At 32.5% G+C, this 19,110-nt stretch carries 13 protein-coding genes; 11 read left to right on the forward strand and 2 right to left on the reverse strand.

From position 1 onward, the window contains the following. Positions 1-102 precede the first annotated feature (102 nt). Positions 103-2,898 (reverse strand): gluzincin family metallopeptidase, encoded by a 2,796-nt coding sequence (locus BUE95_RS09995; RefSeq protein WP_084530268.1) that lies wholly within the window; start codon positions 2,896-2,898, stop codon positions 103-105. 165 nt (positions 2,899-3,063) lie between these two features. On the opposite strand from BUE95_RS09995, the gene BUE95_RS10000 reads away from it, so the two are divergent. From BUE95_RS10000 to BUE95_RS10030, 7 genes are all read left to right on the forward strand, one after another. Further along, on the forward strand, positions 3,064-5,043 hold the full coding sequence (locus BUE95_RS10000; protein WP_073584029.1) for an endonuclease: 1,980 nt from the start codon (positions 3,064-3,066) through the stop codon (positions 5,041-5,043). Positions 5,044-5,143: 100 nt separating this feature from the next. Beyond that, complete coding sequence (locus BUE95_RS10005) at positions 5,144-5,566, forward strand: hypothetical protein (protein WP_073584030.1); 423 nt, start codon at positions 5,144-5,146, stop codon at positions 5,564-5,566. Positions 5,567-5,617: 51 nt separating this feature from the next. After that, a complete protein-coding gene (locus BUE95_RS10010) occupies positions 5,618-8,035 on the forward strand; it encodes an ATP-binding protein (RefSeq protein ID WP_073584031.1) in 2,418 nt (805 codons plus the stop codon). Then, on the forward strand, positions 8,032-8,391 hold the full coding sequence (locus tag BUE95_RS10015; RefSeq protein ID WP_073584032.1) for a response regulator transcription factor: 360 nt from the start codon (positions 8,032-8,034) through the stop codon (positions 8,389-8,391). Before BUE95_RS10010 ends, BUE95_RS10015 begins: the two co-directional genes overlap by 4 nt. A gap of 12 nt (positions 8,392-8,403) precedes the next feature. Further along, entirely contained in the window at positions 8,404-9,606 is a 1,203-nt protein-coding gene (locus tag BUE95_RS10020; RefSeq protein WP_073584033.1) for a YaiO family outer membrane beta-barrel protein, read from the forward strand. Next, complete coding sequence (locus BUE95_RS10025; protein WP_073584034.1) at positions 9,606-10,334, forward strand: HEAT repeat domain-containing protein; 729 nt, start codon at positions 9,606-9,608, stop codon at positions 10,332-10,334. Before BUE95_RS10020 ends, BUE95_RS10025 begins: the two co-directional genes overlap by 1 nt. Then, positions 10,331-11,764, forward strand: coding sequence for a glycosyltransferase family 2 protein (locus BUE95_RS10030; RefSeq protein ID WP_073584035.1), 1,434 nt, complete (start codon positions 10,331-10,333; stop codon positions 11,762-11,764). Before BUE95_RS10025 ends, BUE95_RS10030 begins: the two co-directional genes overlap by 4 nt. Positions 11,765-11,780: 16 nt before the next feature. Here the strand turns inward: BUE95_RS10030 and glmM are convergent, their stop codons facing one another. Continuing rightward, positions 11,781-13,169, reverse strand: coding sequence for a phosphoglucosamine mutase (gene glmM / locus BUE95_RS10035; protein ID WP_073584036.1), 1,389 nt, complete (start codon positions 13,167-13,169; stop codon positions 11,781-11,783). A 100-nt stretch (positions 13,170-13,269) separates the two neighbouring features. Here glmM and BUE95_RS10040 point away from each other — a divergent pair, with 100 nt between their 5' ends. The 4 genes from BUE95_RS10040 to uvrA all read left to right on the forward strand — a co-directional run bounded on the left by BUE95_RS10040 (position 13,270) and on the right by uvrA (position 19,086). Then, entirely contained in the window at positions 13,270-13,863 is a 594-nt protein-coding gene (locus BUE95_RS10040) for an acyl carrier protein phosphodiesterase (protein WP_073584038.1), read from the forward strand. A 49-nt stretch (positions 13,864-13,912) separates the two neighbouring features. After that, complete coding sequence (locus tag BUE95_RS10045; RefSeq protein WP_073584040.1) at positions 13,913-15,730, forward strand: chloride channel protein; 1,818 nt, start codon at positions 13,913-13,915, stop codon at positions 15,728-15,730. Positions 15,731-15,744: 14 nt separating this feature from the next. Then, positions 15,745-16,185, forward strand: coding sequence for an acyl-CoA thioesterase (locus tag BUE95_RS10050; RefSeq protein ID WP_084530269.1), 441 nt, complete (start codon positions 15,745-15,747; stop codon positions 16,183-16,185). Positions 16,186-16,254: 69 nt separating this feature from the next. Beyond that, entirely contained in the window at positions 16,255-19,086 is a 2,832-nt protein-coding gene (gene uvrA, locus BUE95_RS10055; protein WP_073584042.1) for an excinuclease ABC subunit UvrA, read from the forward strand. Positions 19,087-19,110 lie beyond the last annotated feature (24 nt).

Here is a 19,110-nt window from a genome sequence, read left to right on the forward strand (position 1 = left end):
ATTATTGTTAAATTATCAAAGGTTTTGGTTTTAAAAACGCAATGAATTCACTAAAAAAGCTTTTTTTGTTATTGAATTCTTAAGTAAACAATTGAAAAACTATCAAAACCATTTTCTTGTAAATAGTGAAATTAAGGTTTTTGGACTCAGTGTGACTACAAAACGAATTTTTTCGCCATAATTATTCGTGTTTAATTCGAGTCCGTTAGAGGAGTAAATGGGTAAAAAAAGTTCGAAATAGTCTGGAACAACATTAAGATGTAGGCCAGAATCGAACACGAATTTTGGATTTGAATACTGATTTTTAAACATACCCGCATCGCCATAAACTTGAATCCAATTCCAAATATTAAAGGTACCATTAAGAGTCGTCATCCATTGATTAGCAAATCGGGTATCCAATTTAGATTTGAATCCACCCTCTGCATAAACATATTGTTGGCTATATATTCCAGTTGTTTCACTTCTTCCTAATAAATTATAATCAAACATATAATCGTTTGGGCGGTCTAATCCAAAACTGAAATAATCGGAATTAGTACTTCTGAACATAAATGCTCCTGCAAAAAAGCGTAAACTGATTTGTCTGTTGTTTTCAAATAGCTTTCTGTAATGAATTTCAGCAGTAACTTTTCCAAACGAATTGGCTATTTGTAAATCATTTGTGAAAGAGAAGTGTTTGGTCCCCTCTGATTGATAATTACCATATCTAGCGTTGAATACATTGTAATTTTCAGTATTAGCATCTGTGATTAATGGTGATTTATCTCTTTTGACATAAACCTGTCTAAGTTGGATGAATTCGTTTTTGTTGACTCTTAAATTTTCATCACGAAATCGAAATTGTATAACGGGAACAATATTGGTATAAAAAGCATCAGTTGTGTAATGAAAGCGACTTCCCGAAACAAAATAACGAATATTATAAAGCTTTCCCTTTTCTCTAATATTGTCTTCCACCATTGCTGATACTTTTCCTACTAAAGTATTGGTATTACTTGAATACATTGGCGAAAAACTAAAAGTAAAAGGCTTATTTAATATGGATTTATTGTTAATTCTCATTCCTAAAGCTATTCCATCATAGATGTTAAATTCAACTTCAGGGACATAGAAAACTTGATTGTAATAAGGTTCCTCTAAATCTTTGAAAAAATTGAATTTTAATGGGCGATTGTTAAAGAAAAAACCTTTCAAAGATTTCCAGTTGTTTCTCAAATTGTATTCAGGAACTTCATTATTGTAATTCAGTACAATTTTATCTGCTTGCAATCTGGGTATTACTATTGTAGAATCATTAGTAATGTTAGTAAGCCACATTTTATTGATTACTTCATTGTTTTTTAATTGATAAAGTGAAATAGGGGCATTTGTTTTGGTTTTGTTAATAATATTTATTGTAATAGCATCTTGTGTTTTAGTCACTTTGCCAAATTTATAATCGATTAGTTCTCTGGTTTCAACTGTATTTCTGAAGAACCAATCTATTTTTTTGGGTGAATTTTTCTCTAAAATAGTTTCAAACTGACGCGAATTGGATGCCGTGTAATGATTTGCTTGAATGAATTCTTTTATACTCGACAGCACAATGCCATCACCGAGGTACTGATCTAGATAATTCAAACTAAGTCCCGCTCTATAGCGGCTCGATATTTGTTCATTAAATTTGATTAATTTGTTTTTGGGTTCGCTTAAAGCTTGATCTAGATTTTTTCTTGCCATTAACATATACAAATAATTGTATTGTTGATTGAACGGGAGGTTTATGAAATGATAGGATTTTAAAATTTTGAACTGAGCTAAATTTCCTGTCATTTTAAGGTTTGGATAATGTTCATCAATATATTTCATCATGAGAAAAACTTGAATTCCATCATAAATCCATTGGTCGTTCCTTGGATTTAATTGTAAGTTATCTTTTAGATAATTGTTTAAAAAGGTTTTTAAAAACTTCAATTCGAACATAAATTCATCAGGAAAGGGACTCAAAAAACCTGGTAATTGATTCAATCCATAAAAGGGCTGGTTGAGATAGTCTTCTTGTGATACCAAGATTTTTGAGGAAAGTGAATTTCCAAGTTTGGAGTGCACAAAACGAGTTACTTTGTCAATGATTATCGCTTTTTCAATTTCACGTACTTTATTTTCTTGTAAACCACAGCTAACCGTGATCAGTTCGTTCTTGTAATTTTCGAAGCTGCTCTTCGTTTCTAAAATTAAAGAAACTTCATGTGTATTTATACCAATTAAGGTTTTTTGATTTTTAAAGTCTAAATTACTTGATATTGCTAAATTATCTGCATTTTCAAATGTAATTTCATAATCGGATAAAGCATTGGAGATGTCGTCTAGATTTTCATTACTGTACAAGATAAAATGCTTATTTTCGTAGCGTGTTGGGGATAAAAACCAATGTTTTAAAACCCATTTATCATCATCGTAAAATCCAAAACGAGTGAATTTTGCATTCGGAATTTTAATCGAATAAAATAGCGTAATAGTTTCCATAGAACAAGGAAGAATAGGAGCGTTTAAGGTAACTTTAATTAAATCGATACTATTTCTTGGTCGTTCCCAATCTACATTTTTAAAATTATCATCCACAATAGCATTGATTGTGGTTTTTCCTCTTTCTTTTTCGCTTGATAAATGAAAACTTCTTGAAAACTCATCTGAAAATCTTTTAGCTAAAGCAGATGTTTTAGAGGAGTAAGCGTTGTTCCAATCGTTTAAAACAATGTGCTTTAAGGTGTCGTTTGAAGCGTTGTTGTAAGTTAAAACGTGTTTAATTAAAAGGGTTTTTTCTTCTAAATTTACCCTAACCTCCATCTTTGATGAATGTTGTGCCACCATCAAATGAGAGAAAAATAAAAAAGAAAGTTGTAATATAAGTTTCAAGAGATACAATAATTTACTATTCAGATGACCAAACCTACAATAGGTTGCTTATAAATTTCGAAAATATAAAAATACTCGTACAATAGCACAAAAACGAGGGTTAAAATTTTAAAACTTAGGCTAATGTTGGTTTTATATTCGTAGTTTTGATAAAAATAGATTGTTATGATTAAAAAATTACTTGGTTTTTTCTTGTTTTTTATTGGATTTTTTGGCTTTTCTCAAACAGTTGTGATCAATGAGATTGATTCCGACATGGATGGAACGGATCAATATGAATTTGTAGAATTAAAATCTACTACTCCAAATTTTTCTTTAGACGGTTATGTTTTGGTTTTTTTTAATGAAACCAATTCTTCTTGTTATTATGCTTATGATTTAGATGGGTTTACAACAGATATCAATGGAATTGCTCATTTTGGAAATAGTTTGGTTACACCATCACCTGTGGGAACTTTTTCAAACGGTAGAATTCAAAACGGTCCAGATGTTGTGGCTTTATATTTAGGAAATGCAGCAGATTTTCAATTTGCGGTGCAACCAGGAACAATTGCCACCACAACAAATTTGATTGATGCAGTAGCGCACAAATCTTTAAATTCACATGCCAATCCTGTAAATTTAATGTCGATATTAGGCATTACGGTTTGTACTAATGAAAATGAGAATGGCCAGGGATTAATACATTCTATACAAAGAAAAAACGATGGTACATATGAAGTGAAATTACCAACTCCTGGTGTTAATAACGATGGAAGTGGAATTGTTTTAAATACGATATCGGTTACAACATCCACTTCAACTATAAGAGAAGGAGAGGGATTTAACTTTATTTTTACAACAAGTCAACCTGTCCAAAATGAGCCTTTGATTTTCAATTTCACATTAGACAATGGAAATTTTAATATGACTGATTTTTCTGGAGGATTAACCGTTTCTATTCCAGTTGGTCAAACTACTGGTCAAACAGGAATAAATGTTATTGATGATGGTTTAGATGAGGGAGATGAAGAAATGAAATTAGTCTTTCAATCGTTACCATTTGGTTATGTAGCTAATAATAACAATATTATTTACCGAGTTTATGATGCTAATTTTGTTGTACAATCTTATGGAACTCCTTTAAATCCTACATTTGGATTAGTAACACCCACCATTCCATCAGGCTATTATGATTCATTAGAGGGGTTATCGGGTAATGCATTAAAGCAAGCGCTTCAAGATATTATTGCTAATCCAACAGTTGTTAGAGCTCACAGTTATGGTGATATATGGGATATTTTAAGAATAGCCGACCAAAATCCAGCGAACAGTAATGAAGTTTGGATGCATTATGTGGAAGCTCCAAAAGCTAAATTAGACCAGCAGACGGAAAGTAGTGGGACTGGAAAGTGGGTTAGAGAGCATGTTTTTGCTCAATCTAGGGGAGGATTTTCAGGAGGTACTTCTTCAACAGCAGATGGTATTAGTATTTGGTTACCAACAAATGCTGATGATATTTTAGCCGCTCATGCAGACGCACATCATATTCATGCAGAAGATGGGACAGAAAATGGGGTAAAAAGTAATAAAGACTTTGGTCCATTAGATTACAATGGCCCCGTTGGAACGCAAGGTAAATGGAGAGGCGATGTTGCAAGAGCCTTATTTTATATGGCTGTCCGTTACAATGGATTGAATTTGGTTAATGGGAATCCTACAGACACTTCGGGTAATAAAATAATAGGCGATTTAGCTACTCTATTAACTTGGAATACAACAGACCCTAGTGATGATTTTGAAATGAATCGTAACAATTATATTTACACTTGGCAAATGAATCGAAACCCTTTTGTGGATTATCCTAGTTTAGCCGACTATATATTTGGTGCAAATTTTGGACAACCTTGGTCCGCTACTTTGTCAACAGTTTCTCCTGAAGAAAGTAAGGTTGTGGTGTATCCTAATCCAGCAATTGATTATTTAATTGTTTCAGGATTACAAGGAAAATCAAAAATAGAAATTTATACCATAACGGGGCAATTAATACAAACTGAAAACGTGGAGAGCGAAACCCAAATCAAATTGGATTTAAGTGCTGGAATGTATTTGGTTAAAGTTTCAAGTGGTTTTGAATCTACTACCCAAAAAATAATAGTGAAATAGAAGCAGGAGTTGCCATTAGGAAACATTTTTACAAAAAAGAATCATTTTGGCAACATTATTGTATATTTACATTTTAACAAACTAATTAAAATGAAATATTATGAATGCAACTAAAAGAATTTCAGCCCTTATAGGAACTTTGATTTTAGTCTTTTTGTTGGTGATACCTACTGATGTTTTTTCTCAAGGACCGCCGCCTTGGGCTCCTGCCCATGGTTATAGAGCGAAAACAAGACATGTCTATTTTCCAGACCAAAACATGTATTATGACATGCAAAGAGGCACTTATATTTATTTTAGTAATGGAAAATGGTCAATAAGTACAAGAGTTCCCTCTATTTTTATTGGAATTAACCTTGGTAGAAGTACTCAAATTGAATTGGATTTTTATGGAGATAGACCCCAGCGCTATAATTATTCACATAAAACAAAGTATAAAGTAAAGAAACAAAAACACCATCATAAACACCACCATCATAAAGGGAAGGGAAATCATGGAAATGGTCGTGGCAACGGAAAATAAATATTTTATGTTAAAAAAAATCCTTATCTTTATTCAGTTAAGGATTTTTTTATGGATATAAAGCAAAATGAAATAGAAAGATTAAAAGCGCTTCTCTCTTATAATATCATTGATACTTTAAAGGAGGAAGAGTTTGATAAATTAGCACAATTGGCTTCAATCATTTGTGAAACCCCCATAGCACTTATTTCCCTAATTGATGATAAAAGACAATGGTATAAAGCTAAAGTTGGGATAGAAGCAAATGAAATACCTAAAGAGCTTACTTTTTGTCAATTTACCATTCAAAAAGATCATTTATGGGTAGTTGAAGATGTTACTAAGAATGATTTATTAAAAGATAATCCTAATGTTACTGCAGAAGATGGGATTCGTTTTTATGCGGGTTTACCATTGCAATCAGTCGACGGGTATAATATAGGAACACTTTGTGTAGCAGATATTAAGCCCAAACAAATTTCTGAAAAAGAGAAGATAGCACTCCAAATTATTACAGAACAAATAATGATTCTTTTAGAGGCTCGAAAAAGAAATCTACAACTTATTACGGAACTAAGAGAAATAATTGATCATAAAGAAATTGAGTCTAAGAAAATAATTGAAAAAACCTCTGGTGAATTTAAAACCTTTTATGAATCGATCTCTAATAATAATGGAATTATCGAGATTGATATAAACGGTGTAATAACGAGTACGAATGAAGTTATTGGTAGATTGCTTAGAGCGCCTGCAAACAAATTAATTGGATTAGATTTTTACACTCTTTTTGCTTTAGACAGATCACATAATTCAATCGAAGAATTGATAGAAAAAAAGAACTTTTTACTAGAATACCAATCTAGTATAGCTCAAAAGAAATGGATTCAAGCCAATTTTGTTAAGATTACCGACTATAATGATACGATTATAAAGATAATTTTAATTTGTCAGGATGTAACGTCTAGAGTTCGATGGCAACAAGAATTAGAAAAGTCTAAGCGGATTTCCGAATTTTTAAACCAACAAAAAGACCGGTTTATAGCGAATGTTAGCCATGAAATTAGAACGCCAATTAATGCCATTTTAGGGTTTACTGACGTTTTATTTGAATTGGAAAAAGACAGTCTTAAATTGGAATATTTAAACTCCATTAAAGTTGCGGGTATCGGCCTTTTACACATTATAAACGATATTTTAGATATTTCTAAGATTGAAGCTGGAATGATTAAAATCGATGAAGCTCCGTTTCAATTAGAGGAATGTATTTCTAATGCTTTTACTGTTTTAAAGCTAAAAGCCAAAGAAAAAGGAATAAAATTTTTGTATTCAATTGATTCAGATGTTTACACAAACCTTATCGGTGATAAACATCGATTGAATCAAATTTTAATTAATTTATTAGGGAACTCAATAAAATTTACGGCAAACGGTAAAGTGGAATTAAAAGTATCACTTTTGGATGTAGTAGACCAAGTTTGTCATGTAGAATTTAGAATTTCGGATACGGGTATCGGAATTAGTCAGGAAAAATTGCAATCAATGTTTGATCGATTTTCTCAAGCGGAAGTCTCTACAACCAGAAAGTTTGGCGGCACAGGATTAGGGCTTAGTATTACAAAAGAACTGGTTGAAATTCAAAATGGTAAAATTAGAGTAGAAAGTAAAGAGAATGAGGGTACAACTTTTGTTTTTGTTATCCCATTTAAAATAAACCAAACGAATGAAAAAATCGTTTATGTTAAAGGAGAAGTAGAACTGTTGGATTTAAGCCCAAAAAAGATTTTGTTATGTGAAGACAATGAATTGAATCAAAAATTAATCCTTTCTATTTTTAAGTCAACACCTTATACTATTTTAATAGCTAATAACGGACAGGAAGGATTAGATTTATTAGCTAAAAATACTTTTGATTTGGTCTTTATGGATCTCCAAATGCCGATAATGGATGGATTTGAAACTACCAAAAATATAAGAGAGAATTTAAAATTACAAATGCCAATTATTGCGTTAACTGCTAATGCTTTGATTTATGAAAAAGAGATTTGTCTGAAACTGGGAATGAATGATTTTTTAACCAAACCTTTTACAAAAAAAGAATTGTTTGAAGTTTTAAACCGAACTTTTACAGGAAATACAATTCCTACACTACCAGAGCCTAAAGAAGAGTCGATTTCTTTGACCTCTTTGAAGGAGTTTATAGGGGAAGATAAGGAACAATTAAATGAAATTATAAATTCATTTCAAGAGCAATTAGAAAAATTCTTATCGAGTATTGAGGGTTTATTCTTAGAAAAAAAATTTCAAGAGATTAGATTATATGCTCACAAAATGAAAACCTCGTTTGGAATGTTTTCCATTTCAACGGAAGAATTAGTAAAAATTGAATCAACTGATGACGAAGATTTTGTTTCAAACGGAATCACTATTTTTAAACCTTTATTGGACCAAATAGAAGATATTCTTGTTAAACTTAAAAATGTAGCGCTATGAAAATTGTAATTATAGAAGACGACGATATTTTGAGAAAATCATTGGTTTTTTTCTTAAAATCAAAAGGATATGAAGTATTTGATTTTGATAATGGCTTACAGGGGCTTCATTTTCTAAATGAGAACTATAGTGATCTGTCATTGGTTATTACCGACTTGAATTTGCCTTTTACAGGAGGAAAACAAATTGTTTTTGAAATGAAAAGTAAATACAAAATACCTGTTATTGTTTTGACGGCTTCTAATGTAGAGGCTACTGAAATGGAGATATTAGAATTAGGAGCTGATGATTTTATTACGAAGCCCTTTAGCCCTAATATTTTACAAATGCGAATGGAACGATTATTAAAAGTTTAAAATTTTATATTGATGCTGAATAAAATTATCGTTAGTTACCTATTATTTATTTCGGGTTTTTGTTTTGCTCAAGAAAAAGAGCTTTCTTCAATAAATAAATTGATTGAATCCAAAAAATATGACGAAAGCATTGCACAATTAATTAAATTAGAGGACAATTATCCAAATTCAACTCTTGTGAAATTTAAATTAGCACAAGTTTATTTTTGGAACTCAAAATATGAAGCAGCATTTCAAAGCGTAAAGTTACTTGATCAAAACAACGAAGATGAGGAGGTGTTAAAGCTCAAAATTTTGATTCAACAAAACAGAAAAGCATCTGATGAAGTTGTTGCATTGTGTAATATTGGAATTGAGAGATTAAGCGATAAAAATTTTTATTATCAGCAGCAAGTTCTTGCTTACATCAACAATAATCAGTTGGAAAACGCTTCAAATGTGTTGTCAAAAATTCAAATTACAGATACAAATGAAGAAGTTGTTAAATACCTTAGAAATGAAATAGCTAATAAAAAAAAGAATTTTGTTATGCTTGGGTATTTACAGACCAATACGCTAAATGAAGAATTTCCAATTTGGTATTTAACAAGTTTGGAGTACGGACATAAATTTGAAAAGCATACTTTAGTGGGAAGGGTCAATTATTCCTTTTTAGGTAGCATAGATGCCGTTCAGTTTGAGATGGATTGGTATCCAAAGATTTCCAAAAATAATTACTTGTATACCAACATTGCGATTTCTAATAGCGAGTTGTTTCCAAATTATAAAATTGCTTCTGAGTTGTTTCATGAGAAAGATAGGATATCCGCTTCTGTAGGAGGGAAAAGCCTTTTTTTTGATGAACAAAATATCAATATGATTACGGCTCATTTTGGGTATTTAATACAATCCTACAAAATTGCTTATCGGGGTTACTTTATAAAACAGGATAATAGTGATAGTTATTTTGCACATTTGTTGAGTTTTCAAAGAAAGTTAGATGAAAAAGATTCCTATATACAATTAGAATTTATTTATGGAAGTGCACCATATTTTTATTTCACAACCGATAATTTCACAACTGTTGTAGATTATCGTATTGGACTTTTAGCGCGGTTCAAGCTAAATAGTTCTTTGATTTTACAACCCAATTTTCAATATCAAATAGAGGAATATGCTCCCAATAATTTTAGAAATAGATTGAATTTACAAGCTAATTTAACGTATATATTTTAATGGTTAAATCCTTTTATTATTCCTTTTTAGAACTTGAATTAGAATTCCAAATTATCCTTGTTTTTATTGGTTTTTTTGGATTCGGATCTATTTTTTTGTTGGTTTTTACCTTAATAAAAAGACAATCAAAGCTGAATAAAATAGTCTTAAAAGAGGAGTATACTCTTTTAATTGAAAACAGTATTTTTCCATTTGTGTTTGATGATGATGAAGAAGCTGTTCAAATGTTGCTTAAGAATCCAAATTATAAAAAAAAATATTTCAAAAAAATTGCGATTAAATACTGTATCAATTTGCATAAGAGTTATACGGGGCATATGCAAGATAAAGTTGATGAATTTTACAAAAAATCGGGATTAGTTGATTATTCCCGTAATAAGTTAAAATCCAGTTTTTGGGAACATAAAATAGAAGCAATAAGAGATTTATCCACCTTAAAAGATTTTGAGTCTATTGCTCAAATTGAAAAGTTAGTGCAACATCGCGATAAAAAAATTGCTACAGAATCTATTCTAGCATTAATTAAATTGAGGGGTATTTCAGAACTTGTTTTGTTAAGAAATTTCAAATATAATCTTGATGAATGGTCACAAGTTTTGATTTTGTCTGTAATTAAAAGTGATAAAATCTCATATAACAGTAAAATTGAAGATCTAAAAACTTCAAAGAACAAATCAATACAATTGCTATCATCTCGTATAGTTGAATTTTATAAATTGAATTTATGAATGACTTTGGTTGGATAAATATAGACATAACCGTTTTCAACTACTTTATTTTAGCATTTGCATTTACAGTTATGCTATCTTATATCGTTTTGGCAATTGTATCTGCATTTTCATTGAAACATTATCTTAGAGTTAATCGATTAATTCCTTACAAATCGTTATTAGCATTCCAAGATGCTCCAAGAATTTCTATTCTGGCACCTGCATATAATGAAGGATTTACCATTAGAGAAAACGTTTTATCTTTATTGTCAATTCAGTATAATAATTTTGATGTTATAGTAATTAATGATGGAAGTAAAGATGATTCTATTGCTATTCTTGTTGATGCCTTTGAACTAATTCCAAGTGATGAAGTTTATGTAGCAAGTATTCCAACCAAGCAGGTGAAAAATGTTTATATTTCAACAAATCCTACTTTTTCAAAGTTAATTGTCATTGACAAAGAAAATGGAGGTAAAGCAGATGCACTTAATGCTGGGATTAATTTTTCAAAAAACCCTTATGTGGTTTGTATTGATGTTGATTGCATTATTGAGAAAGATGTTCTTTTAAAACTTTCTAAACCTTTTCTCGAAGCAACAAATAAGCGAATAATAGCAACAGGAGGAGTGGTTAGAATCGCAAATTCTTGTATTGTTAAATCTGGAAAATTAATTAAAGTTAACGTTCCAAAAAATTTAATCGCTAGAATTCAGGTTTTAGAATATTTGAGAGCTTTTGTGTTAGGCAGAATGGCTTGGGCAAAATTAGATGGGTTGTTATTGATTAGTGGGGCTTTTGGTATGTTTGATAAAGAGATTATTCTAAAAGTTGGCGGTTATAATACGAATACTGTTGGGGAAGATATGGAGTTAGTGGTGCGAATGCGACGCTACATGATTGAAAATAAATTTCCTTATACGCTTAAATTTATCCCAGATCCTTTGTGTTGGACAGAAGCTCCAGAGTCCTATGAAATATTAGGAAAACAAAGAAGTAGGTGGACTCGGGGTACTATGGAGACATTATGGATTCATCGTAAAATGTTTTTTAATCCTAGATATAAAATTTTGGGAATGATAAGTTATCCTTATTGGCTGTTTTATGAATATTTAGCGCCTATAATTGAATTAACGGGGTTACTGATTTCTTTATTGATGGTTTATTATGGTATTCTTAGTTGGAGTTTTTTTGGGTTACTCTCGTTATTTGTTTACACTTTTGCTTTGTTTTTTTCTGTATTAGCTATTTTCACAGAAGAGGCAACTTTCAAAAAATATGAATCCAAAAAAGATATTTTTAAATTAGTTTGGGCAGCTCTTTTAGAACCCTTTATTTTTCACCCTTTTTTAATTTATGCTGCTTTGAAAGGGAATTGGCAAAAAATAAAAGGAAGTCATTCTTGGGGTGATATGACTCGAAAAGGATTTGAAAAAAAGCCAGAGTAAAACTCTGGCTTACTATTTAAATTCCGGTTATTTCTTTGAGTTCTTTAACAAATCTTTCGGCTAAAACATCAGCTTCGGTTTGCGTTGGAGCTTCGGTGTAAATTCGAATAATAGGTTCGGTATTTGATTTTCTCAAGTGTACCCATTCTGTTGGGAAATCAATTTTTACTCCGTCTATAGTTGCAATGTTTTCCGATTTGTATTTTTCGGTTAACGTAGCTAATACCTTATCTACATCAATTTGTGGCGTTAATTCAATTTTGTTTTTACTCATGTAATATTGAGGAAAACTCGCTCTAATTTCAGCAACTGTCTTATCTTGATTGGCTAAATAGGTTAAAAATAAAGCGGCACCCACAATACTATCTCTTCCATAATGAGATGATGGATAGATGATACCCCCGTTTCCTTCACCTCCGATAATAGCGTTGGTTTTCTTCATTAATTCTACTACATTTACTTCACCAACAGCACTTGCTTGATACGTTCCACCGTGTTTTTCGGTAATATCGTGTAAAGCACGAGAAGATGACATATTTGAAACGGTATTTCCTGGAGTTTTAGATAAAACATAATCCGCAACAGCTACCAACGTATATTCTTCTCCAAACATTTCGCCATCGTTAGAAATGAAAGCCAATCGATCTACGTCTGGGTCAACTACAATTCCAAAATCCGCTTTTTCTTCTACAACTAATTTGCAAATATCACCCAGGTGTTCCTTCAAAGGTTCCGGATTGTGAGGGAAATGGCCGTTTGGTTCGCAGTATAATTTTACGACTTCAACGCCCATTTGCTCTAGTAAATTCGGAATAATGATTCCTCCTGATGAATTGACACCATCAACTACTACTTTGAACTTTTTAGTTTTTACCAATTCAGCATCAACCAGAGGCAATTCTAATACTTCATCAATGTGAATGTCCATATAAGCATGGTTTTCTGTAACGTCTCCTAATCTATCTACATCGGCAAAATCAAATGCTTCGGCTTCTGCAATTTCCAGGATTTTGGCTCCGTCTGCACCACTTAAAAATTCTCCTTTAGCGTTCAATAACTTTAAGGCATTCCATTGTTTTGGATTATGCGAAGCCGTCAAGATAATTCCCCCATCGGCTTTTTCCATTGGAACCGCAATTTCTACTGTTGGAGTAGTGGATAGGCCTAAATCGATAACGTCAATTCCTAACCCAACTAATGTATTGACTACTAAATTATGAATCATGGGTCCCGAAATTCTAGCATCTCGACCAATTACTACTTTTAGTTTCTCTTTTGCAAGGTTTTGTTTTAGGAAGGTTCCGTATGCAGAAGCAAATTTTACCGCATCTACTGGGGTTAAATTATCACCCACTTTTCCGCCAATGGTTCCCCGAATTCCTGATATTGATTTTATAAGAGTCATGATTAAATGTAATTTGAAATACAAATATATTAAGATGTAGCTCGCAAAGTGGAAAAGTCGCAAAATATTTTTTTATATATTTACGAAAATAACTTACAAAATGAATTTTTTAGCTCATATCTATTTGTCCGGTGAAGATGATTTTGTCAAAATTGGCAATTTCATGGCAGATAGTATTCGAGGTTCAAAATATTTAGATTATCCAAGTGCTATTCAAAAAGGTATTTTGTTACACCGACACATCGACAGTTTTACAGATACACATCCCATATACCGTAAAAGCAAGCATCGTTTGCACGAAAAATACGGACACTATTCAGGTGTGATTATGGATATCGCTTACGATCATTTCTTAGCAAAAAATTGGAGTAAATATTCGAGTGAAAAACTAGACAATTATGCTGCTGACTTTTATCAATTGATGCAAGAGAATTACGAACTTCTTACCGACAGCGCTAAAGGGATGTTGCCTTATATGATAGGAAGAAATTGGTTGGTAAGCTATGCCACCCTTTCTGGTTTAGAAATGATTCTTTTTCAGATGGATTATAAAACTAAACACCGTGTACATATGCAAGAAGCAATCGTAGAAATTCAAGATTTTTATTTCGAGTTTGAATCAGAATTTTTTCAGTTTTTCGAGGAATTAATTCGCTCGTGCCAACAAAAAATTATAGAATTAAATGAGGCTTAATTTTTAACTTCTGATTTTAAAACTTATTTTCGCATTTAAATTAGTAGTAATGCCTAGAAATAAATCTTTTTCAATAAAAACGTTTTTTTATAAAAACTTCAGACGTTTGGAGCGATTTATTTTTCTTTTAAAATCACTTTTGACTCCAAGACAGTTTATTTATTTGTCCTGTGTTTTGGTTGGGATTTCTTCGGCTTTAGCGGTGATTATTTTAAAAACGTTTGCCCATTGGGTTTTTAAAATGTCACAACAGCTTGATGATTTTTTACATTTACCCTTCAGTAATAGTACACTTCCCATTATTGGAATTGTTATTACGGTAATCATAGTCAAAAAAGTATTGGATGGTTCTATTGAAAAAGGTACGGCCCAAATCATGTATGCGGTTGCAAAAAAACGCGGGATTATGCCAAGAAAGCAAATGTTTGCCCAAATCATCACAAGTTCCTTTACTGTTGGTATGGGCGGTAGTGCTGGTTTAGAGTCACCCATTACCATTACAGGAGCTGCTTTTGGAAGTAATTATGCGCAAAATTACCGTTTAAGTTATAAAGACAGAACGCTTTTATTAGCCTGTGGTGTTGCTGCCGGAATAGGTGCTGCTTTTAATGCACCGATTGCAGGAGTTTTGTTTGCTATCGAAGTAGTTTTAGCCGAAATCAGTATCACAGCGTTTATACCGATTATGATTAGTGCGGCTACTGGAGCCTTAGTTTCTACTGTAATGTTGAATGAAGATATCTTGTTTTCGTTTAAAAAAGTACAATTTTTTGATTATCATAATTTACCTTATTATATTTTATTAGGTGTTTTAAGCGGATTGGTTTCGATAAATTATGCGCGAACTTTTAGAAAAATCGAACATTATTTCAGTGGGTTGCGATCTAATTTTATCAATAAAGCGCTTTTTGGAGCAGGAATTTTGGGTGTTTTGATTTTTTTGTTTCCCTCATTATTTGGTGAAGGATATGAAAGCATAAAACTTTTAGCTGATAGTAATCCAGAACGTTTGGTTCAGAATACTGTTTTTCAGCGGTTCGAAGATTCAAAGTGGATTTTGTTATTATTTGTTGGTGCTACAATGTTAATTAAAGTATATGCTACAAGTTTGACATTAGGTGCTGGTGGAAATGGTGGAAATTTTGCGCCTTCCCTTTTTGTTGGTTCGTATTTAGGATTTTGTGTGGCTTATTTTTTTAATATTGTTGGTTTTGCTAAGTTGCCAATTGGAAACTTTACGCTGGTTGGAATGGCTGGAATTTTAAGTGGATTATTTCATGCACCTCTAACAGCGATTTTCCTTATTGCTGAAATTACGGGGGGATACAATTTAATGGTCCCATTAATGATTGTTTCGTCAGTTAGTTTTGCAATTTCGAAACGTTTTGAACCTCATTCTTTTGACATCAAAAATTTAGCAGATAAAGGAGAGGTGTTTACCGATAATCGCGATGCTAATATTTTGAATTCTATTGATGTAGCCAAATTGATTCAAACCGATTTTAAAGCAATTTCTTTGAGTAATAGTTTAGAGGAATTGGTTCAAAAAATTCAGGAATCTGATGAACATTTTTTTCCAGTTTTAGACGAAAAAAATAAACTACTTGGACTTATTCATTTGGATGAAATTCGACCAATTGTTTTCTCTCAATTCAAAGTAAAATATACAGTTGTCGAAGAAATCATGCAACCCCCTAAAGAAATTATTTTCTATGACGAAACCTTAGAAACCATCATGGAAAAGTTTGATACTTCTGGTTGTAAAGTGTTACCAGTTTTAAAAGATGGAATCTTCCTTGGATTCATTTACAAACAACTTATTTTGGAAAAATACAGAATGCGATTAAAATCAATGATTATCGAATAATTTACTATTTACATATGGCTACAATACACCTTCAAGATTTCAAATTTTCAATACCTTTAAGCATTCGCTGGAATGATTTAGATCCATTAAATCATGTTAATAATGTATATTATTTTGAGTATTTTCAAATGGGTCGCGGTTACTATATGCCAACAGCATGTCCTAAATGGGATTGGACCAAACACATGTTCGTAATTGCACATATTGAATGCGATTATTTTAAAGAATTAAAATTAACAGCTGCTAAACCAACGATCAAATTAAGAACATCTTCATTAGGTGAGAAGAGTTTTGAAATAGAATATTTAATTACCAGTTTGGATAAAGAAAACAATGAAGTTATTCACGCAAAAGGCAAAAGCATTCAGGTTTTAATAGATACAACACTAGGTAAATCTATTGAAATTCCTGATTGGTTACGAGAGGCAATTATGGATTATGAGCCCGCTTTGTAAAGCAATTTAAATTGAAACACATTAGTTATTCTACATTCAAAATAGTATCTTTGCGTTTTGCCAAAAAACATGCAACACACAGAAGAAACTATCGAAATTATTGGAGCAAGAGCTCATAATCTTAAAAATATTGACGTATCCATTCCGCGTGAAAAGCTTGTTGTTATTACAGGTTTGTCAGGTTCTGGAAAATCGTCATTGGCTTTTGATACGATTTATGCAGAAGGACAACGAAGGTATATCGAAACCTTTTCAGCTTATGCGCGTCAGTTCTTAGGTGGATTAGAGCGTCCAGATGTAGATAAAATTGACGGACTTTCGCCTGTGATTGCTATTGAGCAAAAAACTACAAGCAAATCCCCTCGTTCTACAGTTGGAACAATTACGGAAATTTATGATTTTTTACGTTTGTTGTATGCTCGTGGCGCTGATGCTTACAGTTACAACACGGGTGAAAAAATGGTTTCGTATTCCGATGAGCAAATCAAACAGTTGCTTTTAGAGGATTTTAATGGAAAACGTATTACTATTTTAGCACCGGTTGTACGTTCCCGTAAAGGGCATTACCGCGAATTGTTTGAACAAATTGCCAAGCAAGGCTTTTTGAAGGTACGTGTAAATGGCGAAATCCGTGATTTAGAATACGGTATGAAAGTCGATCGTTACAAAACGCATGATATCGAAATCGTAATTGATAGATTGGCGATTGATTTAGAGGAAGATACCGATAAACGTATATCAGAAAGCATCAAAACCGCGATGTATCATGGTGAAGATGTTATGATGGTCATCGAGCAAGAAAGTCAAGAAGTACGTTTTTATAGCCGTAATTTAATGTGTCCGTCTTCTGGAATTTCGTATCCAAATCCGGAACCCAATAATTTTTCATTCAACTCTCCAAAAGGCGCTTGTCCGTGTTGTAATGGATTAGGAACGGTGAATGAAATCAACTTACAAAAAATTATCCCAAATCCGAAATCATCAATCAAAAACGGTGGTTTTGCACCTTTGGGCGAATATAAGAGTTCTTGGATTTTCAAGCAATTGGAAATTATCGCACAAAAATATGATTTCAAAATAACCGATGCCATCGAAACCATTCCGCAAGAAGCAATGGATATGATTTTGTATGGTGGAAACGAAAAATTCTCAGTCGTTTCAAAGGTTATGGGCATTACTAAAGATTATAAAATCGATTTTGAAGGCATTTCGAATTTCATCAAAAATCAATACGATAATTCCGATTCAGCAAGTATCAAACGTTGGGCAAAAGAATTTATGGACGAAAATGATTGTCCAGAATGTGAAGGAACACGCTTGAGAAAAGAATCCTTATATTTCAAACTAAACGGAAAAAATATCGGGGAGTTAGTCCAAATGGATGTAGCCGAATTATCCGAATGGTTTGCAGATTTAGATAATCATTTGTCTGAAAAACAAAAAGTTATAGCGGTTGAAGTTGTAAAAGAAATCACGGCTCGATTGCAGTTTTTATTGGATGTTGGTTTGAATTATTTATCACTAAACCGAAGTTCAAAATCGCTTTCGGGTGGTGAAGCCCAACGCATTCGATTGGCCACGCAAATTGGTTCGCAATTGGTTGGGGTTTTATATATTTTAGACGAACCTAGTATTGGTTTACACCAAAGAGACAACGAACGCTTGATTAAATCATTAGAAAGTTTGCGCGATATCGGAAATTCAGTAATCGTAGTTGAACACGACAAAGACATGATTGAGCGTGCCGATTATGTGATTGATATTGGTCCGAAAGCAGGTCGTTTTGGTGGACAAATCATCAGTAAAGGAACGCCAAAAGAATTGTTGAAAGAAACTACCATTACGGCACAGTACATGAATGGTAAAATGCAAATTGAAGTTCCAAAATCGCGCAGAGAAGGCAATGGGAAATCCCTCAAATTAACAGGTGCTACTGGGAATAATTTAAAAAATGTTTCCATTGAAATTCCGCTAGGAAAACTGGTTTGTGTTACTGGAGTTTCAGGAAGTGGAAAATCGACATTGATTAACGAAACGTTGTATCCGATACTAAACGCGCATTTTTTCAATGCGGTGAAGAAACCACAACCTTACAAGAAAATTGAAGGTTTAGAGCATATTGACAAAGTAATTGATATCGACCAAAGTCCGATTGGAAGAACCCCACGTTCCAATCCAGCGACGTATACGGATGTTTTTTCAGAAATTAGAAGTTTGTACACGCAAACACCTGAAGCAATGATTCGTGGCTACAAGCCAGGAAGATTTAGTTTTAATGTTAAAGGCGGACGTTGTGAAACTTGTGAAGGCTCGGGTGTTCGAACGATTGAAATGAGCTTTTTACCTGATGTTTATGTGGAATGTGAAACCTGTATGGGAAAACGATTCAACAGAGAAACATTGGAAATTCGTTACAAAGGAAAATCGATTTCGGATGTGTTGAACATGACGGTTGATGAAGCGGTCGATTTTTTTGAAAATATTCCTAAGATTTATCGAAAAGTAAAAACCATTCAAGATGTTGGATTGGGTTACATAACATTAGGTCAACAAAGTACAACACTCTCTGGTGGTGAAGCACAACGTATTAAATTAGCAACGGAACTCTCTAAAAAAGATACTGGAAACACGTTTTATATTTTAGACGAACCGACAACGGGATTGCATTTTGAAGACATTCGCGTTTTAATGGATGTAATCAATAAATTAGTTGATAAAGGAAATACGGTATTAATTATCGAACACAATTTAGATGTTGTAAAATTATCGGACTACATTATCGATATTGGTTACGAAGGTGGAAAAGGTGGCGGAGAAGTTGTGGCTAAAGGCACTCCGGAGGAAATTATAAAAAATAAAAAAAGTTATACCGCGCAGTTTTTGAAAAAAGAATTATCTTAGCAATCTAATTACTACACACAACAA

Source organism: Flavobacterium cucumis, assembly GCF_900148835.1.
Lineage (GTDB): Bacteria > Bacteroidota > Bacteroidia > Flavobacteriales > Flavobacteriaceae > Flavobacterium > Flavobacterium cucumis.

Coding starts and splice junctions, on each gene's coding strand:
- BUE95_RS10005 (WP_073584030.1), top strand. CDS start 5,144: ATGAATGCAACTAAAAGAATTTCAGCCCTTATAGGAACTTTGATTTTA.
- glmM (WP_073584036.1), bottom strand. CDS start 13,169: ATGACTCTTATAAAATCAATATCAGGAATTCGGGGAACCATTGGCGGA.
- BUE95_RS10050 (WP_084530269.1), top strand. CDS start 15,745: ATGGCTACAATACACCTTCAAGATTTCAAATTTTCAATACCTTTAAGC.
- BUE95_RS10045 (WP_073584040.1), top strand. CDS start 13,913: ATGCCTAGAAATAAATCTTTTTCAATAAAAACGTTTTTTTATAAAAAC.
- BUE95_RS10020 (WP_073584033.1), top strand. CDS start 8,404: ATGCTGAATAAAATTATCGTTAGTTACCTATTATTTATTTCGGGTTTT.
- BUE95_RS10030 (WP_073584035.1), top strand. CDS start 10,331: ATGAATGACTTTGGTTGGATAAATATAGACATAACCGTTTTCAACTAC.
- uvrA (WP_073584042.1), top strand. CDS start 16,255: ATGCAACACACAGAAGAAACTATCGAAATTATTGGAGCAAGAGCTCAT.
- BUE95_RS10015 (WP_073584032.1), top strand. CDS start 8,032: ATGAAAATTGTAATTATAGAAGACGACGATATTTTGAGAAAATCATTG.
- BUE95_RS10010 (WP_073584031.1), top strand. CDS start 5,618: ATGGATATAAAGCAAAATGAAATAGAAAGATTAAAAGCGCTTCTCTCT.
- BUE95_RS10000 (WP_073584029.1), top strand. CDS start 3,064: ATGATTAAAAAATTACTTGGTTTTTTCTTGTTTTTTATTGGATTTTTT.
- BUE95_RS10025 (WP_073584034.1), top strand. CDS start 9,606: ATGGTTAAATCCTTTTATTATTCCTTTTTAGAACTTGAATTAGAATTC.
- BUE95_RS10040 (WP_073584038.1), top strand. CDS start 13,270: ATGAATTTTTTAGCTCATATCTATTTGTCCGGTGAAGATGATTTTGTC.